Source organism: Terrabacter sp. 2YAF2 (assembly GCF_052114705.1).
Lineage (GTDB): Bacteria > Actinomycetota > Actinomycetes > Actinomycetales > Dermatophilaceae > Terrabacter.
In genome coordinates this window covers 381682-401371 of the sequence record NZ_JBFRFG010000005.1, presented here as the reverse complement: position 1 = coordinate 401371, position 19690 = coordinate 381682, and the positions used below count along the sequence as shown (strand labels likewise).

At 67.5% G+C, this 19690-nt stretch carries 21 protein-coding genes; 15 read left to right on the top strand and 6 right to left on the bottom strand.

Translation table 11 applies throughout. The features are described 5' to 3' along the window. Positions 1–139: 139 nt before the first annotated feature. The 7 genes from AB4030_RS08500 to AB4030_RS08470 are packed head-to-tail and all read left to right on the top strand — an operon-like array spanning position 140 to position 7912. On the top strand, positions 140–1351 hold the full coding sequence (locus AB4030_RS08500; protein WP_442278777.1) for a dipeptidase: 1212 nt from the start codon (positions 140–142) through the stop codon (positions 1349–1351). Between the two features lie 17 nt (positions 1352–1368). Further along, entirely contained in the window at positions 1369–2961 is a 1593-nt protein-coding gene (locus AB4030_RS08495; RefSeq protein ID WP_442278776.1) for an ABC transporter substrate-binding protein, read from the top strand. A 29-nt stretch (positions 2962–2990) separates the two neighbouring features. Continuing rightward, positions 2991–3956 carry an ABC transporter permease gene (locus AB4030_RS08490; RefSeq protein WP_442278775.1) on the top strand — a complete coding sequence of 322 codons (966 nt, stop codon included), beginning with the start codon at positions 2991–2993 and terminating at the stop codon, positions 3954–3956. Then, positions 3953–4852: an ABC transporter permease gene (locus tag AB4030_RS08485; RefSeq protein ID WP_442278774.1), complete on the top strand. Its 900-nt coding sequence runs from the start codon at positions 3953–3955 to the stop codon at positions 4850–4852. The genes AB4030_RS08490 and AB4030_RS08485 overlap by 4 nt, the downstream gene beginning before the upstream one ends. 1 nt (position 4853) lies before the next feature. Then, the gene (locus AB4030_RS08480; RefSeq protein WP_442278773.1) at positions 4854–6029 is read left to right on the top strand and encodes a M24 family metallopeptidase; all 1176 of its coding nucleotides are present in this window, start codon (positions 4854–4856) and stop codon (positions 6027–6029) included. Positions 6030–6055: 26 nt separating this feature from the next. Then, positions 6056–6907, top strand: a complete 852-nt coding sequence (locus AB4030_RS08475) for an alpha/beta fold hydrolase (RefSeq protein WP_442278772.1) — start codon at positions 6056–6058, stop codon at positions 6905–6907. Next, positions 6908–7912: an Lrp/AsnC family transcriptional regulator gene (locus AB4030_RS08470; protein ID WP_442278771.1), complete on the top strand. Its 1005-nt coding sequence runs from the start codon at positions 6908–6910 to the stop codon at positions 7910–7912. A gap of 498 nt (positions 7913–8410) precedes the next feature. On the opposite strand, the gene AB4030_RS08465 is transcribed toward AB4030_RS08470, so the two are convergent. Together AB4030_RS08465 and AB4030_RS08460 are read right to left on the bottom strand one after the other, a co-directional pair. Then, positions 8411–8707 carry a response regulator transcription factor gene (locus AB4030_RS08465; RefSeq protein ID WP_442278770.1) on the bottom strand — a complete coding sequence of 99 codons (297 nt, stop codon included), beginning with the start codon at positions 8705–8707 and terminating at the stop codon, positions 8411–8413. A 77-nt stretch (positions 8708–8784) separates the two neighbouring features. Next, positions 8785–8940 (bottom strand): hypothetical protein, encoded by a 156-nt coding sequence (locus AB4030_RS08460; protein ID WP_442278769.1) that lies wholly within the window; start codon positions 8938–8940, stop codon positions 8785–8787. Positions 8941–9669: 729 nt separating this feature from the next. Here AB4030_RS08460 and AB4030_RS08455 point away from each other — a divergent pair. Then, positions 9670–11064: a condensation domain-containing protein gene (locus AB4030_RS08455; protein ID WP_442278768.1), complete on the top strand. Its 1395-nt coding sequence runs from the start codon at positions 9670–9672 to the stop codon at positions 11062–11064. A 635-nt stretch (positions 11065–11699) separates the two neighbouring features. Continuing rightward, entirely contained in the window at positions 11700–12314 is a 615-nt protein-coding gene (locus tag AB4030_RS08450; protein WP_442278767.1) for a GNAT family N-acetyltransferase, read from the top strand. A gap of 196 nt (positions 12315–12510) precedes the next feature. On the opposite strand, the gene AB4030_RS08445 is transcribed toward AB4030_RS08450, so the two are convergent. Further along, a complete protein-coding gene (locus AB4030_RS08445; protein WP_442278766.1) occupies positions 12511–12873 on the bottom strand; it encodes a bleomycin resistance protein in 363 nt (120 codons plus the stop codon). A 243-nt stretch (positions 12874–13116) separates the two neighbouring features. Between AB4030_RS08445 and AB4030_RS08440 the strand changes: the two genes are divergently transcribed. The 3 genes from AB4030_RS08440 (at position 13117) to AB4030_RS08430 (ending at position 15546) form a co-directional block, all read left to right on the top strand. Continuing rightward, a complete protein-coding gene (locus AB4030_RS08440; protein ID WP_442278765.1) occupies positions 13117–13581 on the top strand; it encodes a cupin domain-containing protein in 465 nt (154 codons plus the stop codon). A gap of 317 nt (positions 13582–13898) precedes the next feature. Continuing rightward, positions 13899–14063 carry a hypothetical protein gene (locus AB4030_RS08435; protein WP_442278764.1) on the top strand — a complete coding sequence of 55 codons (165 nt, stop codon included), beginning with the start codon at positions 13899–13901 and terminating at the stop codon, positions 14061–14063. 4 nt (positions 14064–14067) lie between these two features. After that, entirely contained in the window at positions 14068–15546 is a 1479-nt protein-coding gene (locus tag AB4030_RS08430) for a protein kinase domain-containing protein (protein WP_442278763.1), read from the top strand. Positions 15547–15656: 110 nt separating this feature from the next. On the opposite strand, the gene AB4030_RS08425 is transcribed toward AB4030_RS08430, so the two are convergent. Then, positions 15657–16295 (bottom strand): TIGR03085 family metal-binding protein, encoded by a 639-nt coding sequence (locus AB4030_RS08425; protein ID WP_442278762.1) that lies wholly within the window; start codon positions 16293–16295, stop codon positions 15657–15659. 106 nt (positions 16296–16401) lie between these two features. Next, a complete protein-coding gene (locus AB4030_RS08420) occupies positions 16402–16848 on the bottom strand; it encodes an SRPBCC family protein (protein WP_442278761.1) in 447 nt (148 codons plus the stop codon). A gap of 369 nt (positions 16849–17217) precedes the next feature. Between AB4030_RS08420 and AB4030_RS08415 the strand changes: the two genes are divergently transcribed. Both AB4030_RS08415 and AB4030_RS08410 read left to right on the top strand, forming a co-directional pair. Continuing rightward, the gene (locus tag AB4030_RS08415; protein ID WP_442278760.1) at positions 17218–17514 is read left to right on the top strand and encodes a WhiB family transcriptional regulator; all 297 of its coding nucleotides are present in this window, start codon (positions 17218–17220) and stop codon (positions 17512–17514) included. 165 nt (positions 17515–17679) lie between these two features. Next, the gene (locus AB4030_RS08410) at positions 17680–17976 is read left to right on the top strand and encodes a hypothetical protein (protein ID WP_442278759.1); all 297 of its coding nucleotides are present in this window, start codon (positions 17680–17682) and stop codon (positions 17974–17976) included. A 233-nt stretch (positions 17977–18209) separates the two neighbouring features. Here AB4030_RS08410 and AB4030_RS08405 read toward each other — a convergent pair whose 3' ends face one another. Continuing rightward, a complete protein-coding gene (locus tag AB4030_RS08405; protein ID WP_442278758.1) occupies positions 18210–18863 on the bottom strand; it encodes an O-methyltransferase in 654 nt (217 codons plus the stop codon). 353 nt (positions 18864–19216) lie between these two features. Between AB4030_RS08405 and AB4030_RS08400 the strand changes: the two genes are divergently transcribed. Continuing rightward, positions 19217–19681: a ribonuclease H family protein gene (locus AB4030_RS08400; protein ID WP_442278757.1), complete on the top strand. Its 465-nt coding sequence runs from the start codon at positions 19217–19219 to the stop codon at positions 19679–19681. Positions 19682–19690 lie beyond the last annotated feature (9 nt).

Genomic DNA, 19690 nt, shown 5'->3' with positions numbered 1-19690 from the left:
GGAAAATTTCACCGGTGGCTAGAGGCTGCCGAATTTCGTCGAAAGCATTGACTTTGGTGCCGCAAAGTAGTGACACTTCCGAGGGTCCGGAGCAGCAACGCAGGGACGCCCCACCGACAAAGCGCCCAGGAGGCCCACCGTGCTCGAACCGTCCGAGCAGTACAAGCAGTACCGCTCCTACAGCTATCTCGAAGCGGGTGTTGACTACCCCGACATCCCCATGGCCAAGGAGATCGGCCGCGTCCCCGCGTATGCCGGACTCGACCTCAGCGACGAGCAGCGCGCCCGCACCGAGCGCCTGCTCACCGACAACGTCGTCATCTCCCTGCACGACCACCCGTCGGTGTTCCCCGAGAACCTTGAGGGCGACCTCCGCGAGTACATCCGCAGCGGCCGCGAGCTGACCGGCTACGAGGGCCTCGCCCGCTCCGGCATGACCGCGGTCTTCGACAACGTCATGGACGGCACGTGCTGCATCAGCAGCGACGGCGGCTGGAAGTGGAACGACGTTCTGCACGACCTCGGAATGCGCATGTCGGACCTGGCCCACCAGGACTACCTCGTCAAGGGCGAGTCGCTCGACGACATCCGCAACGCCCACGCGGACGGCACCATGGCGCTGGTCTTCGCCCTCGAGGCCGCCACCATGATCGAGAACGAGGTGGACCGGCTCGACATTCTCTATGGATTCGGCGTCCGCCAGATCGGCATCGCCTACTCCGAGGCCAACTACCTCGGCAGCGGCCTCAAGGAGCGTGGCGACGGCGGCCTGACTTACTTCGGCGAGCGCGCTGTGACTCGGATGAACAAGCTGGGCTTCGCGATCGACCTCTCGCACTCCGGCGACCAGACCTCCCTCGACGTCATCAAGCACTCGAAGAAACCCGTCTTCATGACCCACTGCGGCTCGCGCGAGGTCTGGCCCACCAACCGGATGAAGCCGGACGCCGTCATCAAGGCGATGGCAGAGCGGGGCGGCGTGATCGGCCTCGAGGCCGCGCCGCACACGACGCTGTCGCCAGAGCATCCCAAGCACTCGCTCGAGTCGGTGATGGACCACTTCACCCACCTCGTGGACGTCGTCGGCATCGAGCACGTGGCCTTCGGCCCGGACACGCTCTTCGGCGACCACGTCGGCCTGCACGACACGTTCAGCAAGAATCTGTCCATCGGCCAGGCGCACGGCCACGTCGAGTACGAGAAGCAGCCCTACGTCGACGGCCTGGAGAACCCGGCCGAATGCTTCTACAACATCATCGGATGGCTTGTGTCCCACGGATACTCCGATGACGAGATCGCCGCGGTCATCAGCGGCAACATCATCCGCGTCCTCGAGGAGGTCTGGTTCTGATGCGTCGTGCACACCTTGTGAAGCGTGGAATGGTCGCGCTGGCCGTCGGCGCCACGACCGTGGCACTAGCCGCCTGCGCCCCCAGCGCACCCACCGGGAGCAGCGCCTCGGGCGGCTCGGATGGTGGCTCCGGGGCGGACGTCCTAAACATCGCCACAACCACCGACGTGGTGAACCTCAACCCGATGCTCGGCAACTCGCGCACGGACAGCTGGGTCACCGACCTGATGTATCCACGACTGCTCACCATCAACGCGGACGGCTCCAAGCAGCCCTACCTCGCGACGAAGTGGGGGTACAGCGCCGACGGCAAGACCGGCTTCTACGAGCTGCGCGACGACTTCACCTGGAGCGACGGTAAGAAACTCACCGCCGCTGACGTCGCCTACTCGATCAACACGATCAAGACCCAGAAGCCCAAGGGCAACGTCGTCTCCGGCTTCATGACCAACCTCGTGAAGGCCACCGCGGTGTCCGACACCCGGGTCGAAATCCAGATGTCCCAGCCCGACAGTGTCGTGATACCCGAGATCGGCTTCTGGATGACAGTCGTGCCGGAGCACGTCTTTAGCAAGCGGGCCAAGGTCGACGACTTTGCCAACAACTCCGACTGGGTCAGCGCCGGGCCGTACCGTCTCTCGAGCGTGGCCAAGGGCCAGAGCTACACGCTCGAGCGGGTGGCCTCCTACCCGATGGCGCCTGGCGGCAAGCCCACCCTCTCGAAGGTGGTGTTCAAGGTCTACCCCGACGTCAACACCGAGATCCTCGCCCTGCAGAAGGGAGACGTCGACGTCATCGCCAACGCGCTCCCGCCGGCGCAGGTCAAAGGAATGTCGAACACCGAGGGCCTCGACGTCGCCGCCGTCCCCGGCCTCGGGTTTACGCACATGACCTACAACATGAAGCGGACGCCCATGAACGACGTCCGCGTCCGACAGGCCCTGGCCCACGCCGTGGACTACGAGGCGATCCGTCAGGTCGCGGTCCAGGGGCAGGCGGTCACCGCCAACAGCAGCCCGATCACCGACTCACTCAAGGAGTGGGCCGACCCTGCACTCAAGGAGTATGCGTTCGACCCCGAGAAGTCGAAGTCGCTGCTCGCCGAGGCCGGGGTCACCAACCTCAAGCTGTCGATGATCTATTCCCTCCAGGACCCCGTCGTCTCAGCCTGGGCGACCATGGTCAAGGAGAGCGCAGCCAAGGCCGGCATCACGATCGACCTCCGCGGCCTGGACCGCAACACGTATCTCGCCAAGACCGTCGAGGGTGACTACGACATCTACGCCGGATCCTTCGCCATCATGGACGAGCCCATCTCCAACATGGCCCTCCAGTACCTGCCCGAGGGCGCGATCAACTACTCGCAGGTCAACGACCCGAAGCTCACCTCGATCATCGAGCAGGCCCAGGGCACCGTTGACGTCGCGCAGCAGAAGACCCTCGTGCAGCAGGCAGCCCGCTACGTCCACGACAACATGATCGACAACATCATGTACGTGCAGAACCTCAAGGTCGCGCACAGCGCCCAGTGGACCGGGTTCGAGACCAAGCCGAGCGAGCTGCTGTCGATCATCGACCCGCAGTCACTGGCGAAGGTCACGCGCAAGTAGGACCGAACCCGAGATCGGAGAGGATCAGGATGCCACCACTGGCCTGGTTCGTGGCCCGCCGGATCTTCCACGGCGTCGTCACGGTGTTGTTCGCCATCACCATCACGTTCCTGCTGTTGCGTCTGCTGCCGGGCGACCCTGCCTCGGCGATCGCCAGCACGAACATGGACGCGCAGATGCGGCAGGAGCTGCTGGAGAAGTACGGGCTGACCGAGCCACTTCCGCTGCAGTACCTCAAGTACCTCGGAGAGCTGCTGCACGGCAACCTGGGCACGTCGTTCAGCCAGTCCGAGCCCGTGGGTGACGTCCTGATGGCCCGGCTGCCGTGGACGCTGCTGCTGACCGGTTCTGCCCTGGTCCTCACGGTGGCGGTCGGGGTGCCCCTCGGCGTCCTGGCCGCCACCCACGCGGGACGATTCACCGACCGGGCAGTGCAGGTGCTCGGCGTCACGGGACAGTCGCTCTTCGTCCCGAGCGTCGGCATCTTCCTGCTCTTCGTCTTCGGTCTCAAGCTGGAGTGGCTCCCCATCGGGGGCGCCTACGACGAGAACGCATACGGGGCCGCCTGGTACGTCAGCGTCCTGCAGCACCTGGCGCTGCCGTGTCTGAGTCTCGTCCTGGTCTCGTTGGGCTCCTACGTCCTGACCCTGCGCTCGACCCTCATCGACGCGCTGGGCGAAGACTACTGCGAGCTGGCCCGGGCCAAGGGCACTCCAGAACGGCAGGTCGTCTGGAAGCACGGTTTGCGGAACGCCCTGCTGCCCACTACGACGCTGCTCGGTTTGCAGCTCGGCTTCATGGTGGGCGGGGCGGTCCTGACCGAGACGATCTTCGCCTATCCCGGCGTTGGCCGGGCCATCTACGAGTCGGTCATCCGGCTGGACTTCCCTGTCCTGCAGGGGGCCTTCGTCCTCCTAGCTGCGACGGTGGTCCTGGCCAACCTCCTCACCGACCTGGCCTACAGCCTCCTCGACCCACGGGTGCGTACCTCATGACCACTGTCATCATCCCGGGCCTAGACTCGGACACCGTCAACGAGCCGGTCGGTGAGGACGAGCGGGCTGCGGCGGCGACATGGCGGGCCTTCCGCCACAACCCCATGGGTCTGGCTGCCGCCGCCATTATGGCGTTCCTGGTGCTCGTCGCGGTCTGTGCCCCGCTCATCGCGTCGTACCCGGACGGGTTCAGCAGCGACGTCTTGGCACCTCCCTCTGGCGACCACTGGTTCGGTACGGACAACCTAGGACGGGACCTCTTCGCTGAAGTGGTGTGGGGCACGCGGGTGTCGCTCACCGTCGGGTTCTGCGCGTCATTCCTCGCCATCGCAATCGGGGTCGCGGTCGGCCTGATCGGGGCCTACGTGCCGCGGGTGGACACCGTGCTGCGCATGATCGTCGACCTCTCACTGTCGCTGCCGGTACTCCCGCTCATGATCCTCGTCGCCGCGCTGGCCGGCCCCTCGCTCGGCACGATCATCCTCATCATCTCCTTTTTCTCCTGGCCCGAGGTGGCCCGGGTGGTTCGCTCCCAGGCCCTTTCCGTCGTCAACCTCCCCTACATGGACGCCGCCCGCGTCCTCGGCGGGCGGCACGGTTGGATCGTGCGGCGTCACCTGCTGCCCGCCGTCGCGCCGGTCATCACCGTCACGGTCGTGCTGACCGCGTCCCGGGCCGTGCTGTCCGAGGCCGGCCTGTCCTTCCTCGGGCTCGGCGACCCGAGCAGCTGGTCGTGGGGGCGCATCCTCTACGAGTCGCAGCAGTCGGGGTCGATGACCTCGGCATGGTGGACGACGTTCTTCCCGTCCGTCGCCATCCTGCTGCTCGTCGTCGCGGCCACGCTCATCGCCATCGCCTACAACGACGCGCGCAACCTGCGCGGCCGGGAGGCTTGAGATGACCTTCCGCCAGCGCCTCCCCGCAGACGTCCTCGTCCGCATCCAGGAGCGCGTCCGCCGTTCGCTCGCAGCCGACGGGCTCGACGCCCTGCTCACCGACGACCCGGAGGACGTCGCCTACCTCACCGGCTTCTTCCACCACCCGTGCGAGCGCCCCGTCATCGCCTACCTGCCCCTGGACGGCGACGTGCTGCTGCTCGTCCCCCGCCTCGAGCGCGACCACGCCGAGTGGCAACGGGTCCAGGCGACCGTCGTGGACTATCCCGAGTTCCCGGGCACGGTCGAGCCGATCAGTCACCTCGCCCGCACCGCCGCGGCGCCTGTCCGGCTCGGGATCACGCCCTCCACCTCGATTGAGCGGCTGGCGCTCATCGAGTCCTGCTTCCCGGCTGCGCAAGTCACGCCGTCGTATGCCGTCACGTGGGCGCGGTGGGTCAAGGAGCCCGAGGAGCTCGCCCTGCATCGAGAGGCCGGACGGATCACCGACGTCATGCTGCGCCGTGGCGTCGAGCTCGTGTCCACGGCCCTGGTCAGCGGGGGCTCGCTGCCCACCGAGGCGGAGCTCGCGGCGTTCGTCGGGTCGGTAGGGTCCGGCATCATGGACGCCGAGCACGAGGACGTGGTCGTCATCGGCTTCCGCGCCGGTGGCCTCGTCTACTCCGGGCCCAACAGCGCCCGGCCGCACGGCCTGCCCTCAACCCATCGGCTGCGACCGGGAGAGACCTTCATGCTGTCGCTCGGCTGCGCGGTCGGCGGCCGCTACATCGAAGGCGAGCGCACCTTCATCCTGGGCGAGCCGTCGGCCGACCAGCAGCGGTACTACGAGGCCGTCCGGGCCGCCCAGGCCGCGGGCGCGGCGGCCCTGCGACCGGGACGCACGTGCGCCGAGGCCAACGACGCCTGCCTCCAGGTCATCCGCGACAGCGGTCTCAGCCAGCACCTGCAGCACCGGATGGGGCACGGCATCGGGGTCGGGATGCACGAGTCGCCATGGCTCGAGGACGGGGACCGCACCGTGCTGCAGGCGGGCTTCGTCGTGTCCAACGAGCCTGGCATCTACATCCCTGGGCACGCCGGATACCGGATCTCCGACTCCATGCAGATCACCGCCGAGGGCGCCGAACCGCTCACGGCGTTCCCCCGTTCGCTCGACGACATCGTCGTGGCCGCCTGAGGCGGTCACCCACCCAGGGAGGTCATGTGTTTCTCGACATCAACGGCAACCGGCTCAATGTCGAGGTGATGGGCCGCGACGACGCGCCACTGCTCATCGCCCTCCACGGCGCGCCAGGGCTCGGCTCGCTCACGGAGCCGCGCGCCACGTTCGGTCCGCTCGCCGACGACTTCCGGGTCATCGTCTTCGACGCCCGTGGCTCCGGGCAGAGCGAGGGGCGCGGGCCGTTGACGCACGAGCAGTGGGCGGCCGACGTCGAGGCGCTGCGCGAGTGGGCAGGCGCCGAGCGGTTCGTCATCGCCGGCGGCTCCTACGGTGGGTTCATCTCGATGGAGTACGCCATCCGGCACCCCGAGCGCCTGGTCGCAATGGTGCTGCGCGACACCTCGCCCGACCACGCGAACGAGGAGCTGGCCCGCGCCAACGCCCTGGCCAGCGCCCGGGTCGAGATCGACCTCGGCAAGTTCGAGCGGATCATGGACGGCACGACGCGGGACGACGCCGATCTGCGCGACTGCTGGGCCGAGATCCTGCCGCTCTACGACCACGTCTACGACCCGGCCAACGTCGCCCGCAAGGTGGAGGCGACGGCGTACCGCTACGAGACGCACAACTGGGCTTTCACAGAGAACATGCCCGCATACGACATCAAGGACCAGCTGCCCAACGTCACCTGCCCCACCCTCGTCGTCGTCGGGCGGGACGACTGGATCACGCCGGTCGCGTGCAGCGAGACGATCGCGTCGCTGATCCCCAACGCGCGGCTCGAGATCTTCGAGAAGTCGGGCCACTCGCCCCAGGTCGAGGAGGCCGAGCTATTCCAGGCCGTGGTGCGCGACTTCCTCGCGAGCTCCATGGCACGAGGAACGGTGCTCTAGGTGTCGACTCCCCCACGCCCGCTCGACGCCCTTGACCGACAGATCGTCGCCGCGCTCCAGAAGGACGGTCGGGCCAGCTGGACCGAGATCGCCGAGGAGTGCGGCGCGCCGCTGCCCACGGTCACGCGGCGGGGCCAGAGCCTGCTCGCGTCGCGGGCGCTGCGGGTCGGTGTCAGCAGCAACATCAACTCCCCGGGAGAGACCGACCTCTTCATGCTGCGGATCGCCTGCCGCGCGGGCTCACAGGTCACGGTGGCCAAGGCCCTGGCCCGCCGCACGGACCTGCGCTTCCTCTGCCTCGTGACGGGCGGCAGCGACCTGCTCGCCGAGCTTGTGTGTCGCCGGGCCGACTCGCTGCACGTTCGCCAGATCAACGAGATCCTCGCGATCGATGGGGTCGAGGGCTGCGAGAGCGATTTGGTGCTGCACGCCTATAAGGTCTCCCAGCACTGGGCCGAGGGTGCGACCTCCTCCCGGGAGTCCTCGGGTGACGAGATCAAGCCGCCGCACATCTGCGACCCAACGCACTTCGACGAGACGGACCTGTCCATCCTCCGTGAGCTGCGGACCGACGGGCGGGCGAGCTTCCGGTCGGTCGCCGACTCGATCGGGGTCAACGAGAGCACCGTGAGGCGCCGGTTCGAGGCGATGCGCGACCGCGGCTGCGCCTGGGTCCTGACCCTCGTCGCGGCATCGGTGCTCGGCTTCGAGTCGGAGATCGTTCTCAACATCTCGGTGCAGCCGAACAGCATCGATGACATCGCCCACGAGCTGTCCTCCTACGTGGGCGTGCGCTACCTCGCCGCCACGTTGAATGGAACCCTCATGTGTGAGCTGATCATGCCCTCGAGCAAGGATGTCTTCGAGTTCATGACCGAGGGCCTCGGTCGCATCGACGGGGTCCGCGGCTGGACCGCGAGCGTCGAACTGCTCACGGTCAAGCGCGGTTTCCTCGAGACGCCGTGGTGGCTCGAGACGGTGACCGAGTCATCGTTGAAACCGTGACGATCTAGTAGCGCTCTTGGTGCGACCAGCTATTCTTCAGTCCCGGCCCGGACGCCGACCATCTTGCGGAGTACTACGTCGTCGTCTCCCGAACGACTCGAGCTCGCAACGCCTTCGAGTCCCGAGGGTTTCGTCAGATCCTTCGGCAGGACATCTCTCGTGATTTGCGGAATGCGCGGTCAATGAACAGCCCGTTGATCCTCAACTCCTGTTAGGCGCGATAGATTGATGGCTCGAACTGCGATAGCCGTCGCGTCCTGGTGTGGCGCCACGAGCCGAAGCGATGGCCGGCCGTGCGTCCTTCCGCCGCCTGTCGGGCGCACGCGTTTGCAGATAATGCCGCTCAGCGTATGTCCGTCCAGATCCGGCGGCAGGTATCACAAAATCCCGAAGATCTGGCAGGCATGGGAGGCGTCGAGGGACAGGTACGTCCGGCCGCGGTCCTCTGAACGGTCGATGCACGCCATGCCTGCACATTGACAGTCCCCCCGGTTCCAGTTAGCGGCCGGGTTGGATTATCCCGGCCTCGTAGGCCAGCACGACCGTCTGGAGACGGTCCCGGGCGCCTGTCCTGGCCAGGATCGCAGCGACGTGGGTCTTCACGGTGGCCTCACTGAGGAAGAGCGCGCTGGCCGCCTCCGCGTTGGACCGGCCTCTGGCCACCTCCCGCAGCACGTCGTCCTCCCGCCGGGTCAGCGTTAAGCCCAGTTCGGTCGCCGGGCTGGGCGAGGTGACGAACGCCTCGACGAGCCGCAGAGTGACGGTCGGGGCAAGGAGTGCCTCCCCGGCCGCCATGGTGCGGACGGCCTCGCCAATCCGTTCCTGCTGGGCGTCCTTGAGCAGGAAGCCGCTCGCGCCCGCCTTGACCCGGCCTAAACGTACTCGTCCAGGTCGTAGGTGGTGAGGATGAGCACCCGCGGACCCGCGGGCAGCATCGTCAGCTCGCGGGTCGCGGCAAGCTCGTCGAGATCTGGCATGCGGATCTCCATGAGCACGACGTCCGGCCGAAGTCGGGTCGAGCCGGTCACGGCCTCCCTCCCGTGGCTGCCTCCCCGACGACCTCGATGTCCGGCTCGCGGCTTAGCACCGCTGCCAAGCCGCTGCGGATGAGGGCTTGGTCGTCGGCCAGGAGCACGGTGATCACGAGGTCGCCTCAGGCTCGGGCACGGGCAGGCATACCTCCACGACGAATGAGCCGTCCCCTGCGCTGCCTGCCTCGCAACTGCCGCCGGACAGCCCGAACGCTCGCGGAGCCCGACCAGCCCTTGCCCCCCCACGGGCGCCGGCTGCTCCGTCGGGTCCGAGCGGGCTGGGCTGACCCGATGGGCTTGCTCCCCGAAGCCGCAACGAGCCGTCGAGCCTGCTGATCTCGACACGGGCTGCAGGCGGGTGCGCATATCTGAGCGCGTTGGTGAGCGACTCCTGCACGATCCGGTATGCCGTGAGATCAAGTGTCGCGGGCAGAGGCGGGCCCGCGTTCGCGCTGGCGACGACGTCCAGACCCGTGGCGGCGGGCGCCGGGCGCTGCCTGATCTGCCCGAAGTCAAGCAGCAGCTCGGTGACCCTCTCGTGGCGGGCGCGTGCGATGCGTTCACATCACGTGCAGCCCCCATCAACTGGCTTGTCGTTTTCGACCCTTATGTCTTGCTTGTCTTCGGTCACTGTCTGCTACTCCGGCGCGGTGGCCTTCTCCAAACGAGGGTGGTTTCCCCATGCAACCGATCTCTTTCCATGATTTCCGCCCCGAGCCAGGCGAGGTGACCGAGTGGACGGTCGACCCTGCCGCCGTGGCTGCGGCCCGGTCCGGGCCGGCCGACCCGCTTCCCTTGTCGTACAACCAGGAGCTGCACCTGAAGTCCGCGCAAGCGGCCGCACGCGCCGGCCTGCCGGGCAACCCGTGGATCGGGGCGACGTTCGACATCGCGGGGGCCGCGGACCTGGACGCCCTGGGGTCGGCCTTCACATCATGGATGCGCCGTCACGAGGCCCTGCGGAGCGGGTTCCGTGAGCGCGGGGAGCTCATCGAGCGGTTTACCGTGCCCGCGGAGGCCGTCGTCCTCGATCGGGGCGGCGTGCAGGACTTCGGCGATGCCCAGGCGTTGCACACCCACCTCGACCAGCGCTTCGTCCACGGCGTGAACCCGTTGGCGTGGCCGGGGCTCGTGCTGGGCGTGATCGTGCGTCCGGATCGTTCGACTGTCTTCCTCGGGATGGACCACGTCGCCGGTGATGGCTTCTCGCTTGCCCTTGCGGTCTGGGAGCTGCAGGCCTCCTACGAATCGGTCCGTGACGGTGGGCTGCTCGATCTGCCGGAGACCGGCAGCTTCGCGGACGCCTGCGTCCAGGAACGGGCCTTCGGCGACGCCATCCGCCCTGATGACCCGGCGCTTGCGCAGTGGCGCGACTTCGTCCGCGCCTGCGGGGGGACGACCCCCGCCTTCCCCCTGCCACTGGGAGTCGAGGTCGGCCAGACGTGGCCGCAACGGATGCACACCCACAGACTGCTCACCAAGGAAACGGTCGAGGCCGTCGAGACAGCCTGCCAGGAGGCGGGCGGAAGCATCTTCGCCGGACTGCTGTCCGCGATGGCGATCGCGGTCGGGGAGATGACCGGGCAGCAGCAGTTCCGCACCATCATCCCGCTCCACACCCGTCACCAGAAGAGCTGGCGAACGGCGATGGGCTGGTTCATCACCTGCGCCCCCGTCGACTTCTCCATCGAGGATGCTCGAGGCTTCGCCGACGTCCTGCCGCGCGCCCAGGCAAGCGTACGTGCCGCGCTCCGGCTCTCGCGCTACCCCGCCGCGCGCATGATCCAGCTGCTCGGGGACGACTTCCGCGTCACCCGGCGAGACCTGTTCTCCATGGTCTCCTACACGGACTACCGCAAGATGCCCGGCGCGGACCGCTACGCCGAGTCCACCCCCCGCACCATCGGCCAAGTCTCCGTGGCAGACGACAGCCACGTCTGGGCCTCGCGGCTCGACGACGGACTGCACCTGGCCATCCGCCATCCCGACACCCCCGTCGCGACCGACGTGCTGGACCACTACGTGTCCCACATCGCGGAGGTTCTCGGTCGAGTAGCAGTCGCCGGCGAGTACCCGATGGCCCCAACGACAGCCTGCCTGGCCACCGCCGCCGTGGGGTGACCTCGACCGCCGCCTCCCACCGCGTCGACCGTCCGGACCCGGCCGCGTCCACCTTGGCTCGAACAGGCTCGGCGCACTAACACCGGCGCCGAAGCCCTGCGCGCATATGCAACCAAGGGCCTGGGCGCATCGACCCATCCCAACGATCCGGCCACCCTCATCACAATCCGTGAACTGCGAACACTTCCGCCTACCGCCCGGGCCTCTCCGTCATCACCGAGCTGTCCGAAGAGGACGTCGAGGCACTCGTCTCCGGCACCACCGGCTCCGCGTTTCTCAGGGTGTCGACACAGGGCGGCCATCGCCGGAACGTTTGGCGGAGAAGCCATGTCGGGCAGGCTGCGCTACACCCGGACCTGGGCCTATGACGACAGACAGGTCGGCGGACCCTCGCAGCGCACATCGCCAGGCCGCCGCCGCACGGCGATCACCACACCTGCGTCACTTCGCCGCCTCTCGGCGCTGGTCGCTAGGGGGCGTATGCCCGGTGCCGGGCGAGCCCCACCTTCCGGTGCGACGCCGGGCCGTCAGCAGTCCCCCCGACTACACCCCCGATTGTGAAGAGCCGTTCTACGCTGGCGGCCATGGCTCGGTCGGCCCTGCTGGACTGACCCGCAACTGTTGGAGTGGAATCCATGGCCGCAGAAGACCTCAGCCCGCGTGTTGCGTCCCCGCGGGACCGGGACGTTGTTGTCGCGATCCTTGTTAGCGCGTTCCACGACGATCCGACGTGGAGCTGGGCGTTCCCGGATCCGTCCCGGAGGGCTGGACAGCACAGGCGGCTGTGGGGGCTCTTCGTCGAGGGGGCCATGCGCTATCCGTGGGTGTGGCTGACCTCGCGTAACACCGCTACGTCCGTGTGGATCCCCCCGAACGGAACAGAGCTATCGGAAGAGCAGGAAGCAGCATTGGAGCCGGCCGTCGTCGAGATGCTAGGCGCAGATGCTGGCCCGGTGGTTCACGCCTTCGAGCTGTTTGACCGCGCCCACCCCCGAGACGTGCCGCACTTCTACCTGAGTCTGCTGGGCACGAGAGTCGAGCACCGTGGGCGAGGGTATGGACTCGGCCTGTTGGCGGAGAATCTGCGCCGGATCGACGACGCCGGGATGCCGGCGTACTTGGAGGCCAGCAACCCCGCAAACGTCGCACTGTACGAACGGCACGGGTTCGAAGTGCGTGGTTCGTTCAAGCTGCCCGTAGGCGGGCCCGAGGTGTTCACGATGTGGCGAAACGCTGCATCCCTGGGCTGAGTCAGTCACGTTCGGCAGACTGACCGTTGCGGACGGCACGCCTTGGCGCTCCTCGGGCGTAATCGACGGGTCAGCCACGATTCGCGCGGGTGGTCGACATGCGTCCTTCCGCCCGCGAGCCGGCCACCTCCTGAAATGTGCAGAAGTGCACTCCCCCTACCAACCCGTCGCGACTCCAAGGCATCCTCGAGGTCGCTCAGCCGTTCTGCACGAGTCGCAGCAGATTGCCGTCCGGATTGACCAGGGCACCAATTCGCAGCCCGGACGACTCGCGGCGGGGTGGATGGATCCGAGGCCATCCGTGTGTGGTCTCGGGCAATCCATCGGCGCGGCATACCGCATAGAAGTCGTCGACATCGTCGAGCCTCAGGCAGCAGCTGAACGAGCTCGTGGATGGGTCCAGGTCGGGAAAGGGGAAGAACTCCAGGTGCACCCCGCCGCGTCGCAAGATCATCCAGCCGTCGTCGCGGTAGTCCTCGGTGAACCCCAGCCGCGCGTAGAACGCGCTCGTACTCACGAAATCACGCGCTGGCAGGTTCGGTGTAGCCCGATCGGTCATACCGCATCGTAGGCGCGCACCAGAGGCTGAGATCGGGCGCGGCGCCCCCGGGCGACCGAACGATTGGGCGTATTCCACTCCGCCGCGAAGCGGCAGGTCCTCCGGCCCGCTTGCCGTCCTGGAGGATGAAACCACCTCATGAGAAGGGAGTTCTCGTTTCACGAACACGGCCTTCAGCGCGTCGGGACTGCCTTGATCAAGGAAGCAGTCCGGTCACGTCCGAGCGAGGCTAGGGTCGAAACCATGAGCATCACCGACATCGGCCCCAATCCTCAGGCCTTCGACCTCGAGGGCGAGACGCTCGACAACGCGAACTACCGCACCGTGGCCTGGAGCGGCAAGTACCTGCAGGTCACGCTCATGTCGATCCCAGTGAACGGCGACATCGGACTGGAGAAGCACCCCGACACCGACCAGTTCATCCGACTCGACCGCGGCCGCGGCCGGGCGCAGATGGGACCCAGCAAGGACGAACTGACCTTCGACCAAGAGGTCACCGACGGCTGGTGCGTCATCGTTCCGGCCGGCAGCTGGCACAACGTGACCAACGTCGGCGACGAGCCGATGCAGGTCTACACCGTCTACGCGCCGCAACACCACACACCAGGCAAGGTCCACCAGACCAAGGCGATCGCCGACACCGACACCGACGACGAACCCGCAGACTGGTCGGTACAACCAGACTCGGCCGCGGACCAACACGCCTAGGCTGAGCGGCCCGAACAGCAAATCCGCAACGATATCCGCGTCCTTCCGCCGCGTTCCGGGCGCCGCCGCTTGGGCTGATCGTTGCTGGTGTTCTCACGGCGGCGATAAACCGCACCGGGGCACACCAGCGGCACCCGGCTTGTCGGCGGCTCGGTTGCGCCTCCGCCTCTCGCACCTTGCGTGCCTGAGCATGGCTACTCAAGTTGGGCCCTGATCACCCCGCATCCTCGTCCTGCTGGGTATCAGTCTCGCCGTCGCGATCTCTCACTGGCTGACGGGTTGCCGCAGGGGCCGCCCGACGTGAAGGGAGACACACCATGACTGGAATCACGTTGCTCAGCAGTCCTGCCCAGCTCGCCCAGCTCAGCGACCCCGCCGTGGGGCCCGAGCAGATGAACGGCACCACCTCGACCACGGTGACGACCGTGACGAGCATCGAGTGCCTGTCGACGACGACGACCACGACCACGACCGACTGGTGATGTGATGCGCGCCTTCACCGGTGTCGATGCGGTCGACGGCCTCGTGGAGCGCGAGCTGCTCGAAGCGGTGTGGGGCCGGGTACGGTCCCACACCCTTCCCGTTGACTCGCATGGGATCTGGTGCACCAACCTCACCCAGACTTCCTTGCCGCGGCAGGGTTGGAAACTGCACGTGTCCGCGACCGTGCTCACGGCCACCGAGACCCTGACTCGCGTCGCTCCGATCCTGGAACGCTGGGGCGTCCACTTCAAGGCCCCCCGAACGCTGGCCGACCTAGCCGAGCTGAACTGCGGCCTCTTCGCTGCGTACACCCAGGTCGGCAAGTTCATCACGGCCTACCCCGTCTGTGACCCCGTCGCACTCGCCTTTGAGCTCGACGCAGCGACCGACGGTCTGCCAGGGCCGGCGGTCCCGAGCGAACCTGCGCTCCGCCCCGGAAGTCGAGTCTCCTACCGGTACGGCGTCTTCCGGCCCGAGCCCGACGAAACAGAGGGGTCCGACCGGCAGCTACGCACTCCGGACGGGCGGCTGGTCCCTGATCTCAGGGACCTCGACCACGCCACCCCGGACTGGGTCGACAATCCGTTCCCGAACCCGGCCCGTGGCAGCGAGGACGCTAAGACCACGCACCCGTATCTCGGCTACGCAGCGCTGCGCCAGCGGGGCAAGGGCGGCACGTACCGCGCGATGGACGTGAGCCAGGTCCAAGGACGCCCCTGCATCCTGAAGGAAGGACGGCGTCACGGCGAGACGGACTGGCACGGAGTCGACGGGTTCCACCGGATGCAGCGGGAGGCGGAGGCCCTGCAGCGCCTACACGCCCTTGGCGTGCCGGTGCCGCAGCCCTATGGCACCGTCGAGTTGTCCGACCACTTCTACCTCGCGATGCAGGAGGTGGACGGCGTCGACCTGCAACAGCGGATCCTGCACGAGCCGCCCCCGTCGCTGCACGAACGGCTGCAGATCTGCCGCACCGTCGCCGGCCTCGTCACCGACATCCACCGCTCGGGCCTGGCCTGGCGAGACTGCAAGCCCGGCAACATCATCCTGGCCGACCCCGACACCGGGTGGGCGCTCGACTTCGAAGGGGCCTGCGAGGACCAGGACAAGACAGCGTCCGGCTTCGGCACCCGTCACTACCTGCCCGGCAACTGGATGACGGTCGGCACAGGATGGCAGAGCAAAGACTGCTACGCCTTGGGCATCACCTTGGCGCAGGTGCTCGGATGGTCACTCGACCTCATCGCCGGCCACCGCAACCAGATGGCCTCAGCAGGCAAAGGCGAAGCACAACAGCTGAACCACGCACAGATCGCCGACGAGTACCGCCAGGTCATGGACACGGCCGGCACTCCCGAACGCGTGACGATTGCCGTGCTGGCTCTCCTTCAGCGTCGCGGCACGGACCGGCCGACGGCGCAGCAAACCCTGTCAACGATCGACAACGAGCTATCCCGCAACCACGAGGCGCTGAGCAGGTGACGCTCAACGTCTCATCTCCCAGAGCTTGGCCGTTTCGAGCGACGGCCCCCAGCAGCGTGCGTCTCTCCGCCGCCAGTCGGTCATCCTCATAGCCGCGCGTCGATGATTCTTCAGAGACCGAACCGGGTGGACCTCACCTCTTCGACGGCTCGCGGTGGGCCCTCGATCTGGACGTCAGCAACATCTTGACGCCCGAAGAGATACAGCAAGAGTTCGCCTGGTTCTCCGGCGAGTCGGACCATGTCCGGGCCGCGCCGGGCGCGGACTGTCTCTCCGGTCAAGGCGTTGTGCAGTTCAAGTCCACAACCGCGCAGTCGGCGAGCCAGGAGCCAGCTTCCGCTGCGAACATTCCCCCAGAGCGCCCGGCTCATAGCCGGGTCGAGGTCCCGAGGGGCGCCGCCGTTCGCACGGCGGACGTCCTCGTGGTGGACGAACAGCTCATTGAGATTCGGCACGTGTCTGAGCCAGCTGAGCCGGAACACTCCGGTGGGCCCGGACCGGACCGACGCGACGAGCTGCGAGTAGTCCCTCGTCGCCGCACGCGCATGGTGACGCTGGGCGAGACGCGCCCACGGGCCCGGCACCACCAGCCCGGGGCCAGCCACCGGGTCGCGCTCACGCAGGACCAAATGCACGGCGATGTCGCGGGTGGTCCACGGCGCGAGAACAGTTGCGGCGTCTGGCCCCAACTGGTCGAGGAGGTCGCACAGCGCCGCCCTCTCCGAGGCGTCGAAGAAGGGCCGACTCACGCCCACAGCGTAGCCGCGCACGGGGCGACGGTCGGCGAGCGATGGCTCGAGGCAGCGTCCTACCGCCGCTTGCCGATCATCCTGCCTGCGTTCCTACTGATGGGGGCTAGGTGGCCGCGTTCTCGAGGAGGCTCCTGAGGGTCCGAAGGTCTTTGAGGTTGGCGCGGCGCATGGCGCGTGCCATCACAGGCGCTGCGAGCTGGCCGAAGCCTGTCGGTTCTCCCTGGTTGCGCAGGGTCATTCGGGTTCCACCGGTCGCTGTATCGGACCAGGTGTAGGTCGTCTCCATCGGGAACGGGCCTTCAGCGGTGCTCATCACGAACCGCTCGCCGACCACCATTTCGCGAACCTCGTAGGTGTACGCGATCCGCCGGCCCATGAAATGTGCAACGAACGCCATACGCGACCCGACAGCGACAGGTGGCGGAGTCTCCATGACGACGGAGCGGATGTTCACGTACCAGCGAGGGGCGTTCTCGGGATCGGAGGCGAAGGCGGCAACCTGATCGCGGGCAACGTCGATCTCGATAGAGGTCTCCACGTCCACAGTCATCGCAGGAGCCTACTTCCGACCGGATCGACGCTGGCACCCCGTCGACCGCCCCAGCTGCACGGCGCGACACTTCGCCGTAATTCGGGCGAGGACGACGAAGGGCAGAGCCCCAGCTCCGCGTCCGCTCCACGTCGGCTCGCAGCTGCTGCAGCTCTCTCTCCAGCTGGCTGGAGTGACCAGCAAGGATTCGGCGAAAGTGACTAGTCACGTCTTACGCAAAACGGTCTAAATGGGCTATATCAGGACAGGGTTTGAGCTCGTAGTGTCTGTCCTTGGGCCTGTGGGGGGTCCGCATGATCGGGGCCGGTGTGACGGCCCGGGTCGGCTCGGTAGTCATGGGAGGCGCCGGGCCGGGGAGGGGTGGTTGACATGAGTGCTGTCGCGTTGGATCTGTGGGTGGACGAGTGGGCCAGGGAGGCCAACTGTGCCGGCCAAGACCCTGAGTCGTTGTTCGTCCGGGGCAAGGCCCAGCATGCCGCAAAGGCCGTCTGCAAGACGTGTCCGGTCCTCGCGCAGTGCCTGGCCGAGGCCTTGGACAGCAGGACAGAGGCTGGGGTGTGGGGAGGCATGACCGAGCGGGAGCGCCGAGCGCTGCTCCGGAAGCGGCCCGACATCACCTCATGGAAGTCTGCCCTTCGGGCAGGAATGGCGTCACAGGCCAGGTAGGCGCGCTTGGCGATGCGAGGTGACCGGTAGATCGGTTCGTGACCGTCCGGTCGGTCGGAGATCGCGGCTCCGTCGCAGGGAGCAGCTCCTCGCCACAAGTGGGACGGGGCCGCTCCTATGCGCGACAGGACGGCCATACAGAGCGCCTGAAGAGGAGACAACCCCATGCCAGAAGGCACCCCTCCCGTTCAGGGGACGGGTGATCCCGCACCGCCGCCGCGGCGCGACCTCGTCGACGATCAGCTGCTCGAGGAGATCGAGCTTCTCGTTGACGTGATCACCCGCGTGGCCGGTCACGCCGGCTACCTGTCGAGAGACGAAGTGGACTCCGTACTGGGCCTGCCTGGTGTTGCCCACGGAAACTTCTATGGCCCGGAGGACACAATGGCTTCAAGTCGCCGATCACACGCCGACCGTGCGAACGTTCTCAAGCCTGAAGGAGCGGTTACAGCCGTCCGCTGACTGATCGTGGCCCGCCGTTTGCAGGGTTGAGGGTCTCCGGCACCGGTCCGCCTCCCCACGGAGTTGCGTCTAACCGCCGCAGTCGACCCTCGAAGGGGCGCAGCCGGACGCCGCTTCAGAGCTCAAGTCGCTGCTCGGCCCACCCAGCCTGCGGCCGGCGGCTACACCCACGGCCGGTCAGCGTTGTCACGCATGCGCTTCATCGCCAGGATTGCTTGCTCTCGCAGCCTCCGTCACCGCCGTCGGGCGATGGTCAGACCATCGAATGCGGTGAGAACCACGGCCTCGACGCGATCGTCGGAGGCGACCACGTCGTTGAAGGCGCGCAGGGCGGTGGTGTTGGCGTCTGTCGCCTCCGGGTCGGTGATCCGGCCACTCCACAGGACGTTGTCCGCAAGCAACAGACCGCCGGGGCGGACGCGCGGCACCAACTCATCCCAGTAGGCGGCATAGGAGGGCTTGTCCGCGTCGATGAAGACCAGGTCGATGTCTGCCGCCAGGGGTAGGGCGCGCAGGGTGTCGATCGCCGGTGCGATGCGCAGCTCGATCCGGTCGGCCAGCCCGGCCGTGGCCCATGCGCGTTGACCGATCTCCGTCCACTCGGCGCTGACGTCGCAACACAGCAGTGAGCCTCCCTCGGCCAGGCCCCGAGCGATGCACAGGCTCGAGTAGCCGGTGAACGTTCCCACCTCGACCGCTCGGCGCGCGTCGATCAGCCGAGCGAGCATCGTGAGCAGCTGGCCTTGGTCGTCGCCGATCTGCATCCCTGCCGGGTCCCCCAGCTCGGCTGTCTGCGCTTGCAGCTCACGCACCACACCGTCCGGGCGCCAGGTCCCATGAGCCACGGCGTAGGAGCGAATCTCGTCGGTCACCGGGAAGCTGCGCATCCTCGGACGCTACGCCTGCCGTCGCGCGGTGCGGGTGCGTTCAGGTGGTCTTGGCCGTGTCACTACGCTCGGATCCGCGGATCGTGTGGGCGGGCCGTGCAGGCGACCGTCCCCGCGGCGCACTGAGCTTGAGGAGAACCGTGCTGGCCAAGTTTCCGGGACGCTGTACGCGCTGTCAGGCACCCATCCGAGCAGGCGACGAGATCGTCGGCGCCGGCAGCGACGCCACGGGCTGGGTGCACACCGACTGCCGGGACGACCTCGCGCTCCCGGGCCTGACCATGCCACAGTCGAACACGTCCAGTTCGCCGCATGGCCGGACCGCGGGCAAGGCCCGGGCGTCGAAGCCAGCGATGGTCGCTCCCGAGGGTGCGACCTTCGTCTACACCGACGGCGCGTGCTCGGGGAACCCGGGCCCGGGTGGGTGGGCCTGGGCGATCGACCGCGACCACTTCGCGTCGGGCTCGGAACGACCGAGCACCAACCAGCGGATGGAGATCCGCGCAGCCCTGGAGGCCGTCACCGCGCTCTCTGGCCCGCTCGTCGTGGTGAGCGACTCGACCTACGTCGTGAACTGCTTCCGCGACACGTGGTGGGACGGGTGGCTCAAGCGCGGCTGGACCACGTCGGCGAAGAAGCCGGTGGCGAACCGTGACCTGTGGGAACCGCTCGTACTGGCCGTCAAGGAGCGCGGCGACGTCGCCTTCCAATGGGTCAAGGGTCACTCCGGCCACGAGATGAACGACCTCGTCGACCGGCTCGCCGTGGCGGCCAGTCTCGGCCGGGAGCAAGGCGGTCGCGCAGCGTCAGGACGCTGAATCCTCCGA

Bases quoted from the DNA above. Each gene is read 5' to 3' on its own strand.
- AB4030_RS08490 (WP_442278775.1), top strand. From the start codon at position 2,991: ATGCCACCACTGGCCTGGTTCGTGGCCCGCCGGATCTTCCACGGCGTC.
- AB4030_RS08485 (WP_442278774.1), top strand. From the start codon at position 3,953: ATGACCACTGTCATCATCCCGGGCCTAGACTCGGACACCGTCAACGAG.
- AB4030_RS08480 (WP_442278773.1), top strand. From the start codon at position 4,854: ATGACCTTCCGCCAGCGCCTCCCCGCAGACGTCCTCGTCCGCATCCAG.
- AB4030_RS08465 (WP_442278770.1), bottom strand. From the start codon at position 8,707: ATGGCGGCCGGGGAGGCACTCCTTGCCCCGACCGTCACTCTGCGGCTC.
- AB4030_RS08450 (WP_442278767.1), top strand. From the start codon at position 11,700: ATGGCCGCAGAAGACCTCAGCCCGCGTGTTGCGTCCCCGCGGGACCGG.
- AB4030_RS08445 (WP_442278766.1), bottom strand. From the start codon at position 12,873: ATGACCGATCGGGCTACACCGAACCTGCCAGCGCGTGATTTCGTGAGT.
- AB4030_RS08440 (WP_442278765.1), top strand. From the start codon at position 13,117: ATGAGCATCACCGACATCGGCCCCAATCCTCAGGCCTTCGACCTCGAG.
- AB4030_RS08435 (WP_442278764.1), top strand. From the start codon at position 13,899: ATGACTGGAATCACGTTGCTCAGCAGTCCTGCCCAGCTCGCCCAGCTC.
- AB4030_RS08430 (WP_442278763.1), top strand. From the start codon at position 14,068: ATGCGCGCCTTCACCGGTGTCGATGCGGTCGACGGCCTCGTGGAGCGC.
- AB4030_RS08420 (WP_442278761.1), bottom strand. From the start codon at position 16,848: ATGACTGTGGACGTGGAGACCTCTATCGAGATCGACGTTGCCCGCGAT.
- AB4030_RS08415 (WP_442278760.1), top strand. From the start codon at position 17,218: ATGAGTGCTGTCGCGTTGGATCTGTGGGTGGACGAGTGGGCCAGGGAG.
- AB4030_RS08410 (WP_442278759.1), top strand. From the start codon at position 17,680: ATGCCAGAAGGCACCCCTCCCGTTCAGGGGACGGGTGATCCCGCACCG.
- AB4030_RS08405 (WP_442278758.1), bottom strand. From the start codon at position 18,863: ATGCGCAGCTTCCCGGTGACCGACGAGATTCGCTCCTACGCCGTGGCT.
- AB4030_RS08400 (WP_442278757.1), top strand. From the start codon at position 19,217: ATGGTCGCTCCCGAGGGTGCGACCTTCGTCTACACCGACGGCGCGTGC.